The organism is Mycobacterium rhizamassiliense (genome assembly GCF_900157375.1).
Classification (GTDB): domain Bacteria; phylum Actinomycetota; class Actinomycetes; order Mycobacteriales; family Mycobacteriaceae; genus Mycobacterium; species Mycobacterium rhizamassiliense.
Window position 1 is genome coordinate 4,082,774 of sequence record NZ_LT721901.1, and the last position, 15,636, is coordinate 4,098,409.

The 15,636-nt window shown below is 66.7% G+C and carries 17 protein-coding genes; 7 read left to right on the plus strand and 10 right to left on the minus strand.

The window, feature by feature from the left end:
• Positions 1 to 14: 14 nt before the first annotated feature.
• Positions 15 to 641, minus strand: a complete 627-nt coding sequence (locus MRAB57_RS19705) for a sensor domain-containing protein (protein ID WP_245835963.1) — start codon at positions 639 to 641, stop codon at positions 15 to 17.
• A 245-nt stretch (positions 642 to 886) separates the two neighbouring features.
• On the opposite strand from MRAB57_RS19705, the gene MRAB57_RS19710 reads away from it, so the two are divergent.
• On the plus strand, positions 887 to 1,243 hold the full coding sequence (locus tag MRAB57_RS19710; RefSeq protein ID WP_173814040.1) for a VOC family protein: 357 nt from the start codon (positions 887 to 889) through the stop codon (positions 1,241 to 1,243).
• A 25-nt stretch (positions 1,244 to 1,268) separates the two neighbouring features.
• On the opposite strand, the gene MRAB57_RS19715 is transcribed toward MRAB57_RS19710, so the two are convergent.
• Positions 1,269 to 1,658 (minus strand): DoxX family protein, encoded by a 390-nt coding sequence (locus MRAB57_RS19715; RefSeq protein WP_077088839.1) that lies wholly within the window; start codon positions 1,656 to 1,658, stop codon positions 1,269 to 1,271.
• 31 nt (positions 1,659 to 1,689) lie between these two features.
• Positions 1,690 to 2,820 (minus strand): NDMA-dependent alcohol dehydrogenase, encoded by a 1,131-nt coding sequence (locus MRAB57_RS19720; protein WP_077088840.1) that lies wholly within the window; start codon positions 2,818 to 2,820, stop codon positions 1,690 to 1,692.
• A 148-nt stretch (positions 2,821 to 2,968) separates the two neighbouring features.
• Between MRAB57_RS19720 and MRAB57_RS19725 the strand changes: the two genes are divergently transcribed.
• Positions 2,969 to 4,144, plus strand: a complete 1,176-nt coding sequence (locus MRAB57_RS19725; RefSeq protein ID WP_077088841.1) for a thiolase family protein — start codon at positions 2,969 to 2,971, stop codon at positions 4,142 to 4,144.
• An 80-nt stretch (positions 4,145 to 4,224) separates the two neighbouring features.
• On the opposite strand, the gene MRAB57_RS19730 is transcribed toward MRAB57_RS19725, so the two are convergent.
• Complete coding sequence (locus MRAB57_RS19730) at positions 4,225 to 4,779, minus strand: hypothetical protein (protein WP_077088842.1); 555 nt, start codon at positions 4,777 to 4,779, stop codon at positions 4,225 to 4,227.
• A 162-nt stretch (positions 4,780 to 4,941) separates the two neighbouring features.
• Between MRAB57_RS19730 and MRAB57_RS19735 the strand changes: the two genes are divergently transcribed.
• Positions 4,942 to 5,670, plus strand: coding sequence for a 3'(2'),5'-bisphosphate nucleotidase CysQ (locus MRAB57_RS19735; protein WP_077088843.1), 729 nt, complete (start codon positions 4,942 to 4,944; stop codon positions 5,668 to 5,670).
• Between the two features lie 4 nt (positions 5,671 to 5,674).
• Here MRAB57_RS19735 and MRAB57_RS19740 read toward each other — a convergent pair whose 3' ends face one another.
• Together MRAB57_RS19740 and MRAB57_RS19745 are read right to left on the minus strand one after the other, a co-directional pair.
• On the minus strand, positions 5,675 to 6,124 hold the full coding sequence (locus MRAB57_RS19740; protein WP_077088844.1) for a hypothetical protein: 450 nt from the start codon (positions 6,122 to 6,124) through the stop codon (positions 5,675 to 5,677).
• A 145-nt stretch (positions 6,125 to 6,269) separates the two neighbouring features.
• A complete protein-coding gene (locus tag MRAB57_RS19745; RefSeq protein WP_077088845.1) occupies positions 6,270 to 7,175 on the minus strand; it encodes a haloalkane dehalogenase in 906 nt (301 codons plus the stop codon).
• Positions 7,176 to 7,289: 114 nt separating this feature from the next.
• Between MRAB57_RS19745 and MRAB57_RS19750 the strand changes: the two genes are divergently transcribed.
• Positions 7,290 to 8,021, plus strand: coding sequence for a DUF2652 domain-containing protein (locus MRAB57_RS19750; protein WP_077088846.1), 732 nt, complete (start codon positions 7,290 to 7,292; stop codon positions 8,019 to 8,021).
• An 18-nt stretch (positions 8,022 to 8,039) separates the two neighbouring features.
• On the opposite strand, the gene MRAB57_RS19755 is transcribed toward MRAB57_RS19750, so the two are convergent.
• A complete protein-coding gene (locus tag MRAB57_RS19755; protein WP_077088847.1) occupies positions 8,040 to 9,233 on the minus strand; it encodes a MalY/PatB family protein in 1,194 nt (397 codons plus the stop codon).
• A 34-nt stretch (positions 9,234 to 9,267) separates the two neighbouring features.
• A complete protein-coding gene (locus tag MRAB57_RS19760; RefSeq protein WP_077088848.1) occupies positions 9,268 to 10,365 on the minus strand; it encodes an NAD(P)H-dependent amine dehydrogenase family protein in 1,098 nt (365 codons plus the stop codon).
• A 196-nt stretch (positions 10,366 to 10,561) separates the two neighbouring features.
• On the opposite strand from MRAB57_RS19760, the gene MRAB57_RS19765 reads away from it, so the two are divergent.
• Genes MRAB57_RS19765 through MRAB57_RS19775 form a run of 3 tightly spaced genes read left to right on the plus strand, consistent with a single transcriptional unit; the run spans position 10,562 to position 13,628 of the window.
• Positions 10,562 to 11,536 (plus strand): LLM class flavin-dependent oxidoreductase, encoded by a 975-nt coding sequence (locus MRAB57_RS19765; protein WP_077088849.1) that lies wholly within the window; start codon positions 10,562 to 10,564, stop codon positions 11,534 to 11,536.
• An 11-nt stretch (positions 11,537 to 11,547) separates the two neighbouring features.
• On the plus strand, positions 11,548 to 12,609 hold the full coding sequence (locus MRAB57_RS19770) for an NAD(P)H-dependent amine dehydrogenase family protein (protein WP_077088850.1): 1,062 nt from the start codon (positions 11,548 to 11,550) through the stop codon (positions 12,607 to 12,609).
• A 44-nt stretch (positions 12,610 to 12,653) separates the two neighbouring features.
• A complete protein-coding gene (locus MRAB57_RS19775; protein ID WP_077088851.1) occupies positions 12,654 to 13,628 on the plus strand; it encodes an LLM class flavin-dependent oxidoreductase in 975 nt (324 codons plus the stop codon).
• 77 nt (positions 13,629 to 13,705) lie between these two features.
• On the opposite strand, the gene MRAB57_RS19780 is transcribed toward MRAB57_RS19775, so the two are convergent.
• A complete protein-coding gene (locus tag MRAB57_RS19780) occupies positions 13,706 to 14,818 on the minus strand; it encodes an ABC transporter substrate-binding protein (protein ID WP_077088852.1) in 1,113 nt (370 codons plus the stop codon).
• Between the two features lie 11 nt (positions 14,819 to 14,829).
• Positions 14,830 to 15,615 carry a spirocyclase AveC family protein gene (locus MRAB57_RS19785; RefSeq protein ID WP_077088853.1) on the minus strand — a complete coding sequence of 262 codons (786 nt, stop codon included), beginning with the start codon at positions 15,613 to 15,615 and terminating at the stop codon, positions 14,830 to 14,832.
• Positions 15,616 to 15,636: the final 21 nt, after the last annotated feature.

Sequence of the window (15,636 nt, forward strand, 5' to 3'; positions counted from 1 at the left end):
AATGGCGAAGGCACCTACTGTTTATCGACCTTGCCGGCGATCTGGTTGGCGGCGGTGACGGCGCCGTCTCCGACGTTCGGTTTGCATACCTCGGTGTCGATTGCGACGTTGTTGCGCACGGTCAACGCGCGCTGGCAGCTCTGGGAGAAGCTCTGGCCGTTCTTCGACGCCGAAACCTCGTAGGTGGCGCTCAACACTCCGTTGGCGTTGGTAAGCGGCCCCACCTTCCACGTGATGGTCGGAGAGTCGCCCTCGGCGGGAACCGTGTCCTGGCGGCCCGCGCAGGCAGACCAGCGCTGGGTGGACGTGGTGAAGAAGCCGTTGGCCTGGTCGGCGGACGGGAACAACACCAGGGCCTGGGTCAGCTCGGGGTTTTGATCGTTTGACCCAGAGGGCTGGGGCGCCACGTCACGCTCGCCCTTGACCGCGGTGTTGCCGCTGCCGGCGTAGACGGAGCCCTCGGCGGCGCCGGTGATGAAGAGGCACTCGTCGGGAAACTTGTAACTCTTGGGGAACAGGTCGGTCGGGCTGTCGGTCTTCAGCGCATCGATCGACTTGTCTTTCTTCGATCCGGTGACGCCCAGCAGGGTGTCGACTTCGGCCGGCGACAGCAACATGTTGGGCAGGGATATCTCCGCCACCGGTGTCTTCGACGGAGTCGCACTCGCGGTCGACGAAGAGGATGAGGACGGGCTGGCTTCCTTTTTGTCGCTATCGCCGCACGAAACCACGAGGAATCCGGCGGCGGCAACGGCCACTGCTGCTGTTAGCTGGCGCATGGGGTGAGGGCCCTTCCTGCTGTTGTTTGCGATCGGAGCATACGACAGGGTTGCGGACCGCGCGCCCATACGTGGGGACACAGTTGAAACACTGATGTATGCCCGAAATCGATTTCACCTCGATATCACCCATCATTCCGGTGCGCGATCTCGACATGGCCCTGGACCGCTACCGGCGATTGGGGTTCGATGCGCGCGGCTACGAGGGCCCGGAGCGCTACGGCTTCGCCGACCGCGGCTCGGTGTCGCTGCACATCAACGAGTGGGCCGAGCATGACCCGCGGCGCACGGCGGCCAGCGTGTATCTCTACGTCAGCGACGCCGACGCGCTCTACGCGGAATGGTCCGCGCTCAAGGATCTCGACGGCCGTTTCAGGGAGCCGTTCGATACCGCTTACGGCTTAAGAGAATTCGTATACGTCGATCCCGAGGGCACCGCGCACCGGGTGGGTTCGCGCATCTAATCGCCCGCCTCCGCGCGACAACGACTCAGCTGTCGCGGTGGATCTTCAGCGCGGTCGTGATCATCGGGATCTGCAGCGGCAGCCGGGCCAGGGCCACGAGGCGCATCGGCCACGGCTTACCCCACCACAACCGGCACATGTTGACGTTGGCGGGGAAGACGCCGACGAACAGCGCGACGGCGGCCAGCGCGGCGAGCCGGCGGGTGGCACGCGGCACCAACAGTGCCCCGGTCGCGACCTCGGCGACACCCGACGCGTAGGTGTAGAAGCGCGGGGTGCCGGGAAGCTCGACCGGCACGATTTGGTCGAACGGCTTGGGCGCCAGGAAGTGGACGGTGCCGATACCGATCAGCATCGCCGCGACGCGGTACGCGGTGCTCTGGGCGTCACGCTGGAGGAGGGGTGTGGTGGTCATCAACCCATTGTGCTCGCGTGCCGAGAATGCGCTACGCGCGGTCGGCGTCGGTGAACCGGATGACGCCGCGGATGTTGCGGCCCTCGAGCATGTCGCGGTAGCCGTCGTTGATCTGCTCGAGCGAATACTCCCGCGTCACCATGTCGTCGAGATTGATCTGCCCCAGCTTGTAGAGCTCGAGGATCGCGGGAATGTCGTATTGTGGGTTTCCGCCGCCGAAGATGCTGCCCTGCAAGCTTTTCTGCAGCAGCGAGAGTCCCGCGAGGTTGAGGGTGACTTCGTTGGCCATCACGCTGGCCATCCCGGTGAGGCAGCAGACCCCGCCCTTGGCCGTCAGGCCCATCCACGACTCGACGTCTTTGCCCTCCACGTGGCCCACCGTGACGATCACCTTGTGGCACATGAAGCCTTGGGTCGCCTCGGCGATGCCGGCCGCGGCGCCGGCGACGTCCGCGAAAGTCGTTGTGGCACCGAACTTCAGCGCCTGCTCGCGCTTCCATTCATACGGATCGACGGCGAATATGCGTCGGGCCCCGGCGATCTTGGCGCCCTGCAGCGCGGCGACTCCGACGCCGCCGATGCCTACGACCGCGACGTCCTCTCCCGGGGACACGACCGCGCTACGCACGGCCGAACCGTAGCCGGTGGTCACGCCGCAGCCCACCAGGCAGGCGACGTCGAACGGGATGGTGGGGTCGATCTTGACCACCGACGTGTGGTGCACCACCACATACGGCGCGAACGTCCCCAGCAGCGACATCGGGATGACATTCTGTCCCTTGGCCGTCACCCGGAACGAGCCGTCCGATACCGATTGGCCCGACAGCAGGCCCATGCCCAGGTCGCACAGGTTGCGCAACCCCGTCTGGCACGGAATGCACGTACCGCAGGACGGGATGAAGGACATCACGACGTGGTCGCCGACGGCCAGGTTCTGAACACCTTCGCCGATCTCGGTGACGATCCCGGCGCCCTCGTGACCGCCCAGCACCGGATAGCTCGGGATCGGGAAGTCGCCCGTCATCAGGTGGTGGTCGGAGTGGCACAGGCCGGCCGTCTCCAGTTGGACCATCACCTCACCGTGGCGGGGTTCGCCGATTTCGATGTCTTCCACCGACCATGGCTCGTTCAGTTCCCAGACCAGCGCACCTTTGGTCTTCACCGGGTTGGCCTCCGTATTTACCCGAACCGCTTAATTGTTAGCGCCGTCACAGGAGCCCGGCTCCCTGAACTTAGACCATTACTATTGTCTATACAGTATTTGATACGATTCGCGGCGTCTGACCGCCCACAACAACGAGGTTGAGAACATGGGAACACCCGTCATTGTCGGAGCCGTCCGCACCGCGATCGGCCGTTCGTTCAAGGGAACGCTGGTCAATACGCCGCCCGAGACCCTGATCACCGCCGTGCTTCCCGAGGTGGTCCGCCGCTCCGGCGTCGACCCCGCTGACATCGACGACATCATCTTCGCCGAATCGCATTACGGCGGTGGCGATTTGGCTCGCTATGCGGCCAGCGCGACGGGCCTGGAGCACGTTCCCGGCCAGTCGGTCAACCGCCACTGCGCGGGCAGCCTCACCGCGATCGGCAACGCCTCGGCCCAGATCGGTTCCGGCATGGAGCGGGTGCTGATCGCCGGCGGCGTGCAGTCGCTGTCGATGACGCCGCTGACCAACTGGCGTATCCCCGGCCCCGAGCTCAAGTTCGAGGAGCGCTGGATGCCGCCGACGCATGTCGAGACCCCGGATGCTCCCGCCAAGGACATGTCGATCACCGTCGGGTGGAACACCGCCCAGAGCGCAGGCATCACGCGTGAGGAAATGGACGCCTGGGCGGCCCGCTCACACCAGCGCGCCGTCGCGGCCCAGGACGCCGGCAAGTTCGCCGACGAGATCCTGCCGCTGAAGATCACCCAGTTCGACGGCTCGGTGGTCGACTTCTCCGTCGACGAGCACCCCCGTCGCGACACCACCATCGAGAAGCTCGCCGGCCTCAAGGTGCTGCATCCCGAAATCGAGGGCTTCTCGATCACCGCCGGAAACAGCAGCGGCACCAACGACGCCGCCGCGGGCGTGGCCCTGGTCGACCGCGACTACGCCACGGCCAACAACCTCAACGTCATGGGCACCGTCCGGGCATGGGCCGCCGCGGGCGTGCCGCCCCGGGACTGTGGTCTGGGTGCGGTCAAGGTCATCGGCAAGGTGCTCGAACGCGCCGGGCTGACGCCGGGCGACGTCGCGCTGTGGGAGATCAACGAGGCGTTCGCGTCCGTGCCCATCGCGGCGTGCCGCGAGTACGGCCTCGACGAGGAGAAGGTGAACTTCTCCGGTAGCGGCTGCAGCCTCGGTCACCCGATCGCGGCCTCCGGCGCGCGAATGGTCACCACGCTGGTCTACGAGCTGGCCCGCCGCGGTGGCGGCATCGGCGTCGCTGCGATGTGCGCCGGTGGCGGCCAGGGCGGCGCCGTCGTCGTCGAGGTCTAAGCGACTTTTCCCTACGCCGAACGTGCTCTCACTGCGAGAATTTGCCGATTTTTCCGCACTGAGTGCACGTTCGGCGCATCTCAGTTGCAGAACGTGTAGCCGATGAATTGCGTGTCGCCGCTGTTGCTGGGCGAGTAGTCGACGTAGTGCACCGCCGGCAATCCCTTGTACTGGGTGTCCATCTTCTGCGCGGTGGGCGGCGGCGCGCCCTGCGGGAAGGCCAGGATCATGTCGTTGAAGATCTTCAGGCCGAGCTGGCAGATCGCGTCACGGCGCGGCGGCTGCGCATTCCACGCGTGTACCACGACGGGCTTGGTGAGCTGGTAGCCGGCCGCGCAATTCGGATCGCACATCTTGAAGACCGCGGTGCCGGTCCCGTCGGCGCCCTGCGGTCCCCACGTGCTCCATGACATGTCTTGCAGCCCAACGGCAACGCTCGCGCACCCGACGACGTTGAGCTTCTTCGGGCGCTCGGTGGGCGGCACGGACGGGTTGTAGCAACCGGGGATGGCCTCGCTCTCGGGCGGCAGCGGCGTGGTGGCCTGGCCCGAGGTGCTTCGATGGCCCTGAGTCAGCTCGAAGCCGACAAAACCCGCCACGCCGATCAACGCAATGGCCACCACGACACCGATCACTGTGAGGCGCCCCCGCGGTGTGCGCCCCAACCGACTCGATAAAGAGACGTTGCCCCCGCTCACGTTCTTAAGGTTATGGCAGAACGTCATATGGGGGTGTGCTGTTAGCCAAGTAATGTGTCACGGTAAATTTGGTCAACGCTACCAACTTAGGAGTAACCGATGAGCGATCACGCACTGGCCGCGCGATTGGCCACCGAGGCGGGGCAGTTGTTGCTGGGAGTGCGCGACGAATTCGCCGACGCCGAGGCTAGCGAGCGAAAAGCGGCCGGAGACAAGCGATCCCACGATTTCCTGATGGCGGCCCTTGCCGCCGAGCGTCCCGGCGACGCGGTGTTGTCCGAGGAAGGCGCCGACGACCCGGTGCGCCTGCGCTCGGAGCGGGTGTGGATCGTCGACCCGCTCGACGGCACCCGGGAGTTTTCCGAGCTTGGCCGCGACGACTGGGCGGTGCATGTGGCGCTCTGGCAGGCCGGCGAGTTGATCGCCGGTGCCGTGGCGCTGCCGGCGCAGGGAGTCACGTTGGCGACTCCGCAGGTCGACGCCCCTCCCGCCGCGCCGGCCAAGCCGCGCATCGTCGTATCGCGCACCCGCCCGCCGGCGGTCGCCCTGGCCGTTCGCGACGCGTTGGACGGCACCCTGGTTGAAATGGGTTCCGCCGGAGCCAAGGTGGCGTCGATCGTCCAGGGCTTGTCCGATGTCTACGTGCACGCGGGCGGGCAGTTCGAGTGGGACTCGGCGGCACCCGTGGCGGTGGCCCGGGCCGCCGGACTGCACACCTCGCGCATCGACGGGTCGGCGCTGCTTTACAACCAGCCCGATCCGAAGTTGCCGGATGTGGTCGTCTGTCGTCCCGAGCTCGCCGCGGCGGTGCTCGCCGTCACCGGATGAGGCTTCAGCGGTTCCAGGGGCGACGTCTGCGCCCTTTGACCTCGTCCGCCCATTCCTTTTCGATGCGGCCGATCTCGAGCGACAGCAGGGTGAGAGTCGGGTTGTCGCAATGGACTTCGTGGGCGTTCCGGAATATCGCCGCCTCGCCGGTGGCCGGCAAATACGGTCGCAAGCCCTCGAACCATTCGTCGCCGACGACGTTCGGCGGACCGTCGCCGCGAGGCCCGCACTCCCACTGCCGGTAGGTGTCTCGCGCCTGCGCCAGGCCGGCCCGCCAGTGATGGACCGTGTCGCAGCGCCGGGTATGCAGGTGGATCCTGGTCTGGTGCTTGTTGTGGGTGCTGCCTATCATGCCCGGGAGCAATGTGTCGGCGGCCGACTTCGCAATTCCCGCGATACCCACGGCGGACGCACCCACGACCGTGCCCATCAGGCCCATCGCCATCATGTCCATGCGCTGATCGTCGCACCGAAGGTGCGGGAGCACTAGCGAACGCGGCATTCCGGGGCGGGTTACCCGACTCGCCGCACCGCCTCACGCTCCTCCGACACGGTGGCGATACCGTCGAAGTCATTGCGACATAACATAATGCGGCCGATCAGAGCAGCGCCTTCTGCCAGGAAAGTACGCGTTCGGCCAGTTCCGGGCCGCTGTCCTCCTGGATGAAGTGGCTGGCGTGGATGCGGGCGTGCGGCTGCCCGGCGGCGCCCGGGATGTGCCGAATCAGGGGCCCGTCGGCGCGACCCAGGATCGGGTCCCGCTCCCCGAAGATTGCGAGGAAGGGCTTCTCCCACTCGCCCAGGGCCCGCCAGGCCGCACGATTGGCCGGCACCGCCGGATCATGCGCTGAGGTCGGCACCAACCGCGGGAACGCCCGGGCCCCGGCCTGATACCGCTTGTCCGGGAATGGCGCGTCGTAGCCGGCCCGCACCTTGGGCGGCACCCGGCGAACCGTGCCGCCTGCGACGATGAGGCCCGCGGACAGCACGGGGGTGTAGCGGGCGAAGGCCCGCCACGCGGCAAAGGCGGGATTGGGTTTCCCGTGGGCCTGGGGCAGGAAGCCGTTTGCTACCACCACGCGGGCGATCCGGCCGCTCTGCTCGGCGGCGATGCGCAGGCCGATCAGCGATCCCCAGTCCTGTACGAACAGCGTCACGTCCTTCAGCTTCAGGCGCTCGAACCACGCCGTCACCCATTCGACGTGACGCAGATAGGTGTAATCCTCGATCCGGCTGGGCTTGTCGGAGCGGCCGAAGCCGATCAGGTCGGGCGCCAGCACGCGGTTACCGGCGTCGGCCAGCGGCGGAACCATGGTGCGGTACAGGTAGCTCCAGGTGGGCTCGCCATGCAGCAACACGATCGGCGGCCCGTCGATGGGGCCTTCGTCCAGAAAGTGCATGCGCACCGGCTCGCTGTCGCTTGCCGCCACGTCAAGGTAGTTCGCTACGAACGGATAGCCTTCCAAGTTCTCGAACCGGGAGTCTGGGGTTCGCAGCACATGCATATGTAGCTCCTCCAGTGGACTAGCACCTCTGCAAGCCTGCTCTCTGCAGCGCGCGTTCGTCCAGTACAAGATTTCCTTGGGCAGACGATGGCAGGCAACTAAAATAGCGAATTTATGGCCATCCGGCGTGCGGTTCTGCTGATCGCGGACATCAGCGGATACACGCACTACATGAACTGGAATCGGATGCATCTGGCCCACGCCCAGCTCACGGTGGCAGAACTGTTGGAGTCCGTCATCGACGCTGGCAAGGGTCTCAAGGTGGCGGAGCTCGAGGGCGACGCCGTCTTCTTCTGGGAGCCCGACGGCGATGCGAAAGTGCTGGTCTGCGACCGGTTATCGCAGATGCGCCGGTCCTTTTTCGAACGACGGGCGCGGGTCAAGAAGGAGTTCGGCTGCGAGTGCGACTGCTGCCTGCAGCTGGACAACCTGACGCTCAAATTCGTCGTTCACGAGGGCGAAGTCGCCGAGCAGAAGATCAAACGCCAGCACAAACTCGCCAGTCTCGACGTCATCCTCGTGCATCGCATGCTCAAGAACGTGGTGCCCGTCTCGGAGTACGTGCTGATGACGGACGCCGTGGCACAACTCCTGGACGACCCGGTTCGCCAGCTCTGCCTTCCGCTGACGCACGACTTCGAGGGCATCGGGGAAACGTCGACGCACTACATCGACCTGACGACCTCCGACGTGCCGCCGCTGGTGCGGGAGCGCGGCCTGGTCGCCCGGCTGGGTGTGCTGACGAAGTTCGAGTTGGGCTCGCTGCCCTACGTCTTGGGCTTCAAGAAGCCCGCCGAGGGGTTCCGCAACCTGGGCCGCGGCACCGAGGAACTGCTACCTGACTGAAAAGCGTTGCGCTGTAAGCTAACCGGCTAGCGCGCGTTCCATTCGCGACACGGCCTCGGTGAGAATGGCCTGCGAGGTCGCGAAGTTCAGCCGTACGTGACCGGCGCCGCCGGTTCCGAAGACATGGCCGGAGCTCAGCGCGACGCGGGCGTGCTCGAGGAACCACAGCGCCGGCCCCGACAGATCCGCCACCACGGCAAGGCCGCCGGCGGCTTCCTCGTCGAACCCGAGCTGGCGGCAGTCCAGCCACGCCAGGTAAGTCCCTTGTGGGCGTTGATATTTCACCCCGGGTAGCCGCTCGGCCACCAGATCGCCCAACAATGCCCGGTTGGCGTGGAGCCCGTCGAGCAACCCATCGAGCCACTCGTCGCCGGTGCTGAAGGCCTCGGTGTGCGCGATGATGCCGAGGTGGCTGGGCCCGTGGCTGACCTCTTCGGGCATCCGGCCCAGGTCCGCGGCGGCTTCGGGACCGGCGATGGCCAGGGCGGCCTTCAGCCCGGAGAGGTTCCAGGCCTTCGACGCGGAGATCAGCGCGAACGCATCCTCGGCCCCCGGCACGGTGAGGTACGGGGTGAATTGCGAGCCCGGCAGGATGACCGGCGCGTGAATCTCGTCGCACACCACCCGGACGCCGAACCTGCGGGCCCGCTCGGCGACACCGCGCAACTCGTCGGCGGTGTGCACGGTCCCCGTCGGGTTGTGCGGATTGCACAGCAGATAGGCGACTTTCCCACCCCCCGACCGCGCGCCGGCGAAGGCATCCTCCAACGCGTCCAGATCAATTCGGCCCTCGGCGCTCAGTGGCGCTTCGAGCACGCGACGGCCGTCGTGCGACACGAAGGCGTAGAACGGCGCGTAGACCGGAGGATTGACGACGACGGTGTCGCCGCGGTCGGTGACGAGCCGCAGCGTCTCGACGACACCGAGCATGACGTCGGGGACCAGCGCGGTGCGGGCGACCTCGAGGTCGTGCCATTGCCAACGCCGCGAAGCGAATTCGCTGACTGCCTCGGCGAATGCGGTGCCCGACGGGTATCCGGTGTCGCCGATGTCGATCGCCCTGCGCAACGCGTCGGCGACGGTTGGCGGCAGGTTGACGTCCATCTCGGCAACCCACAACGGCAGGACGTCGGCGGGATGCGCGCGCCACTTCATGCTGGTGCGCAGCCGCAGCTGCGCCCACGTGAGTTCCTCGAGTGGATTCGGCGTCACTCCCGCAGACTAGGCCGCGGACGCCCCGCCGGACTCAGCCGGTCACAAACGCGCCCTGCGGGATCGTCAGGGGCAGGTCCACCGAACTCAGCAGCCCGGGCTGTGCGGCAACGACATACGGCACGGCGTTGACGACGCGCATCGCGGTGGCGACCATCGCGCCGGCCCCGGACGTCATGCTGCCGACCCCGGCCTTTTTCGGATCCTTCAGCGTCGCCGCCAGCGAGCAGTCGATGTCGGGATCGCCGCTGATCTGGACGCGGTAGGACAGGTCGCCGATGCCCTCCGGCCAGTCCGGGGCGACGTCGTGCGCCAGCCGCGTGACGTGCTCGATGATGATGGCTTCGCGGCCGTCGACGATCCCGGTGGCGCGCATCCGCAGCGCCCCGCAGGTTCCGGCCTCGACGGTGCCCATCGCGACGTTCAGCGTCCGGTTGGTGACCGCGCGGTCGAAGAACTCGCGGACCTCCTGGACTTCGACGCCCAGGGCGTCGCCGATCAACCTGATCTGACCCTGCCATTCGCCCGCGATCGCGCCCGCGAAGCCGATCCACGGTTCGTAATCCAGTGGGCGGCCGAAACCCAGTGCGTCACTCATGATGTCGGGCACGCCGTAGTCGTCGTACAGACCGATCTCCCACGCGTGAATCTTGTCGATCGACGACGACTGCGTGGACAGCACCAACGGCAGGTAGTCGGCGGCGAAGCCCGGCTCGATCCCCGACGCGTACAGCGACGACTGGCCCTGCTTTGCCGCGGCGACGAGTTGGTCGCGCCACTCCGCGGGCTCGTATTCGTGCGGATTGACCAAGCGCGTGGTGCTGGTGGTGACGACGTTGATTCCGGCCTCCAGCAGCCGGACGTAGTCCGGGATGGCCAGCGCGTCGCGTTCCGGGCCGCTGGCCGCGTAGATCACGCAGTCGGGCTTGAGCGCGATCAGCGCGTCGGCGTCGTTGGTGGCCTTCAGGCCGATCGGCTCGCCGTTGGCAAGTTCGCCGGCGTCCTTGCCGTCCTTGTCGGGGGAGTGCACCCATACCCCGACCAGCTCCAGATTGGGGCGCCGGTCGATGGCGCGGATGGCGATCGAGCCGATACCGCCGGTCGCCCATACGACTACGCGTTGAGCCGTCATTGTGTTCCTCCTCAGTTGCGTACGCGATGAAAGCTGAGGCGGCCGTTGCCCTTACGCCGACAGTTACCCAACGTTCGACTCGGAAGCTAACAGCCGCCATGCCGCACGGTCAAGGGTTTAAGAGAGTAAGTACTATCCTAATGAACAAATCTTAGGTTAATCTGCGGGGTGTGACGGCCGACCGGGCAATTCGCTGATGTTCACGCTGAGATTCGACATGCGCGCGCCGGCGTGGGCCGGGCCGGCCGCCGACCTGTACGCCGCGGCGATCGACATGTGCGCCTGGGCGGAGACTCGCGGCGCCGTGCTCGCGGTGCTGTCCGAGCACCACGGCGCCGACGACGGCCACCTGCCGGTGCCGCTGACGCTGGCTTCGGCCATCGCGGCCAGGACGAACAGCCTGGCGATTCTGCTGGCCGCCGTACCGATTCCGCTGTGGGACCCGGTCCGGCTCGCCGAAGAGATCAGTGTGCTGGACCTGATCAGTCGCGGCCGGGTGTCCTACGCGTTCGGGGTGGGGCATCGGCGCGAGGAATACGACCACTTCGGCGCCGACATGAGCGCGCGCGGTCGAGTCGCCGACGAGATGCTGGACGTGCTGGGCCCGCTGGTGCGGGGCGAAACCGTCGAATACCGGGGCCGCAAGGTGCGCGTCACCCCGGCGTGTGCGTCGATCCCGATGATGCTGATCGCCGGCGGCAGCAAGGCCGCGGCGCGGCGGGCCGGCCGCCACGGGATGGGGTTCATCTCCCAGACCGCCTCGCCGGGGCTGAAGGAGTACTACGAGGAGCAGTGCCGCGCGCACGGGCACGAACCCGGCATGATTCAGTTCCCCCAGTCGGGCGCTCCGACAGCGGTTTTCGTGGCCGACGATGTCGACGCGGCGTGGGACGAACTGGGGCTGCACCTGTTGCACGATGCGAAGATCGCGGCGTCCTACCGACCGCACGACGATTCGGTCGCCAGCATCACCCGCGCCGACAGCGTCGCGGCGCTGCGGAAGGACAGCGAGGACGGCGGCCCCTACCGCATCTTCAGCCCCGATGAGGCGATCGCCTATGTGGGCGCCGGACAGCTGCTGCCGCTGGCTCCGCTGTGCGGCGGCGTCGCACCGGAGGTGGCGTGGCCCTATCTCGAGCGGGCCGCGGCCGCCTTTGCACACGACCAGTGAGGAGAGTGCCGATGCGTGTTGTGGTGTGGTCCACCGGGGGAGTCGGGTCGATCGCGATCGACGGCATCCGACGCAGGCCCGATCTGGAACTCGTTGGCGTCTGGGTGCATTCGCCCGACAAGGTGGGCCAGGACGCCGGCGAGCTGGGCGGCGGTGCGCCGATCGGCCTGAAAGCCACCAACGACGCCGACGCGCTGATCGCGCTCAAGCCCGACTGTGTGGTGTACGCGGCCAGCGGACCCGACCGCGACGGCGCGGCGGTACCCGACTACGTGCGCCTGTTGACCGCGGGGATCAACGTGGTGTCGACGTCGTCGACGAGCCTGGTGTACCCGCCGTCCTATTTCGCGCCCCACTGGCGCGACGAGCTGGACGCGGCGGCCAGGGCCGGCCAGGCGTCGTTCTACGTGTCGGGCATCTTTCCCGGCTTCGCTTCCGATCAGCTCGCCCTGTTGATGACGACGCAGTCCAAGAGCATTCGCCGGATCACGGCCAGCGAGGTCGCGCTCAACGACCACTATCCGGTGGCCGACGTGATGATGGACGGGATGGGCTTCGGCCGGCCGCTGGACTTCGAGCCGATGCTGAAGACGCCGGGATTCATCGAATTGGCTTGGAAAGCACCGATTTATCTCATGGCCGAGGGCCTGGGTGTCGAGGTGCAGGAGATTCGCGGTTCGCTCGATCGGGAGCTGACCGACCGCGACATCGAGGTCGCCTTCGGCACCATCAAGGCGGGCACCTGCGGGGCGGTGCGCACGCGCGCCGCCGGAGTGGTCAACGGCAACGAGGCCATCGTCATCGAGCACGTCATCCGAATGGCCCGTGACGTCGCGCCCGGCTGGCCGACGTCGGACTGTGACGCCACGTATCGGGTCGACATCGAGGGCGATCCCGACATCCACTGCGAGCTCACGCTCGGGGCGGCCGAGGGGCACGCCGCGGGCCATGCGGCGATGGCGGCGACGGCGATGCGCGTCGTCAACGCGATCCCGTACGTCGTGGACGCGCCCCCGGGCCTGCTGAGCTCGCTGGACATTCCCACCACGCTGCCGCTTTACGCCTTCGACTGAACGTGTAACGTGCATCACTACGATTAGGCCCCTAGGAGGTTGCCGTGTACACATTGCGCTTCGACATGCGCGATCCCGAATGGGCCGCGCCCCCAGCCGATTTGTACGCGGCGGCGCCCGAAATGTGTGCCTGGGCCGAAGAACACGGTGGCCTGGCCGCCGTCATCTGCGAGCACCACGGCTCCGAGGACGGCTACCTGCCGTCACCGTTCCTGCTGGCCTCCTCGGTGGCTGCGCGAACACAGCGGCTGGGGCTGAGCCTGATCCTGATCCTGCCGTTCTACGAAACCGTGCGCCTCGCCGAGGACATGGCGGTCCTCGACATCATCAGCAACAAGCGGGCGTCCTACATCCTGGCGCTGGGCTACCGGCCCGAGGAATTCGAGCACTTCGGCGTGCCGATCAAGAAGCGCGGCCGTGTTTGCGACGAGAAGCTCTCGCTGTTGCGGCGCCTGCTCGCCGGTGAGACCGTCGTCGAGGACGGGCGGCAGATCACCGTGACGCCCCGCCCATTGAGCCCCGGCGGGCCCGCGATGATGTGGGGCGGCGGAACGGTTGCGGCGGCCCGCCGGGCCGGCAGGTACGGCCTGGGCATGCTGGGCAACGCCAACGCGCCGGGCATGCAGGAGGCCTACGAGGAGGCGTGCCGCGAACACGGCCACACGCCCGGGCCGACGATGTTCCCCGACCGCAACACCCCCTCGGTCGTGTTCGTCGCCGACGACGTGGACCAGGCGTGGAAAGAGATCGGCGAACACCTGCTGCACGACGTGCGCACCTACGCCGCGTGGAATCCCGGCGACGAGACGACGGCCGGCTTCAGCCACGTCAACACCGTCGACGAGTTGCGGGATACCGGAACCTCGCACGTGATTATCTCTGTGCCCGAGGCGATTTCGCGTGTCAAGTCCGGCCAGGTGCTCAACCTGTCGCCGCTGTGCGGCGGGCTGCCGCCCAAGATCGCGTGGACGTACCTCAAACGCGTGGGCGAAGTGGTGCTGCCCCAGGCGCTCGGCTGAGCGTCAACAGGTCGTCGAGCGTCGACTTCTCGGGCAAAATCGGCCCATATTCGCGCAACAACTCGACGTTGGGCGCGCTATTCCTCGCCGAAGCGGTCGACGAGGTGGGAGTTGACGCCGTCGGCATCGAGCCGCCGCGCGACGAGGTAGCCCGCACCCATCCAGGCCCGGCGCGTCCAGTTGCCGAACGACACCCGGGTGCCGGGGGCGCCTGACGCGGCCGGCAACATCTTGACGCGCTCGAGTGCCTCCTTCACGCCGCGGGGGCTCAGCGGGTGGGCGTCGGCGAGCGCCCGCAGCAGCGTGTGCGCGACATCCCTATTGACCACGGGCACACACCATTCCGGGCGCCGGCCGTAGGCCGCGTTGTACTCGTCGAGGAATTTCTGCCCGACCGTGTTGCCCTCGTCGTATTGGTCGACGCCGGTCCAGCCCATGAACGCGTTCCACATGATCGGGTTGAGCCAGGCATTCTGAAAGGCGGTGCCGCAGAACCGCGGCGGATCCCATCCCAGCGCCTCGAGCGCCGGATTGATGAACACGACCCCGAAGCCGAACCCGCAGTGCACGATTGCCTGTACCTTGGCGTCGTGCAGCGCGGTGACGGCGGCCGTGACGTCTCCGGCGGTCTGTGCGATCGACGCTTCGGCCACGATGCGAATGTCCTTGCGTTTACACGCGTCCCGAAAGTTTTTCAGATATGTCTCGCCCACTAGGGACTGCTCCACCAGCACACCGACTTCGGTGTGCCCGCCCTTGGCCAGCAGGTCGGACCAAAAGATCGGCTCGTCGGTGTGCGAGCCCATTGGAAACGCGAAAACCCATTCACTGAGCGCTACGTCCGACCCCGTGACGCTGATGCAGGGAACCTTGAAGCGCTCCTCGATGGCTTCCCGGGCCGGGATCACGTTGTCGCCGATGTTCGGGCCGAAGACGGCCAGGCACCCCTCGTCACAGAGTTCGCCGTACGCATCGATGACCGCTTTGACCGAACCCTTGGGCAGGCCTTCGACTTCGCGGTAGATGATCTCGACCGGCCGATCGATAAGCCCCTGCTCGACACCCTTTTGGAAGACGAGGTCGAAAGGCTTTGTCAGGTCTTCGAAGTACGTCTTGGGAAAGCCCTCGGGCAGCAGGAAGTCCATCAGGTAGCCGATTTTGATGGGCTCGGCCGTACTTTCGTAACTCACGCGGTCTCCCGTTACTTGGGCTGGTTGGGCACGCCGGGGTACAGCTGCTCCGTCGGGCCCGCGGTCACGTAGCCGCCCAGCTTCGTGATGAGGTGGGGCGCAAAGACCGCGCCGTACACCAGGTGTCCGACGACGATGACGGCGACAATCGACAGCGCCGCGGATTGCCCCCGGGTTTTCGATCTCTTGTCGGCCCACATGTCGATGACGTTTCGGCCCTCGGCGTCGGTGCGTCCGAGCAGGTAGGTGAAGAGCATCATCTGGATGCCCATGGCCAGCGAGTCGTACAGCGGGTACTGGTGCTTGGTGCCCTCGAATATCGCGAGGCCGGGAATCACGTAGCCGTAGTAGAAGTTGCCGAGCTGTGCTCCGGTGTAGGCGTTGAAGAACAACGCCCAGCAGAACCCGACGACCAGTCCGACGACGAGCAAGGTAATTGGCCTGCGCCAGTTGAACTTTGCGCTCAGCCACCGCCCGAGGGCGGCCCCGGTGACGGCGGGAATGATGAAGTAGGAGACGTAGCCGATGGGCACCGCCAGCGGCAACCCGCCCCACGTCACGTTCAACGGCCACCAGGACGGCATGCGGGGCAGTCCGGGTGGGAACTGCGCGTACATCGCCCAGTCGTAGGGCGATTCGATCCAGGAGAACGAGATCGCCGAAATGCCGAGAAGCAAAAGCGGGTGGACGCGGCGGCGCCGGTAGCTCAGATAGATGCCGGCGATCAGGAACGCGATGCTCGCGACGTAGGAAAAGTACTGGGCCCCGGCCATCACCGCCGTCATCTGCGTGTTCACTGGTGGCCCTCGTCGCTCGGC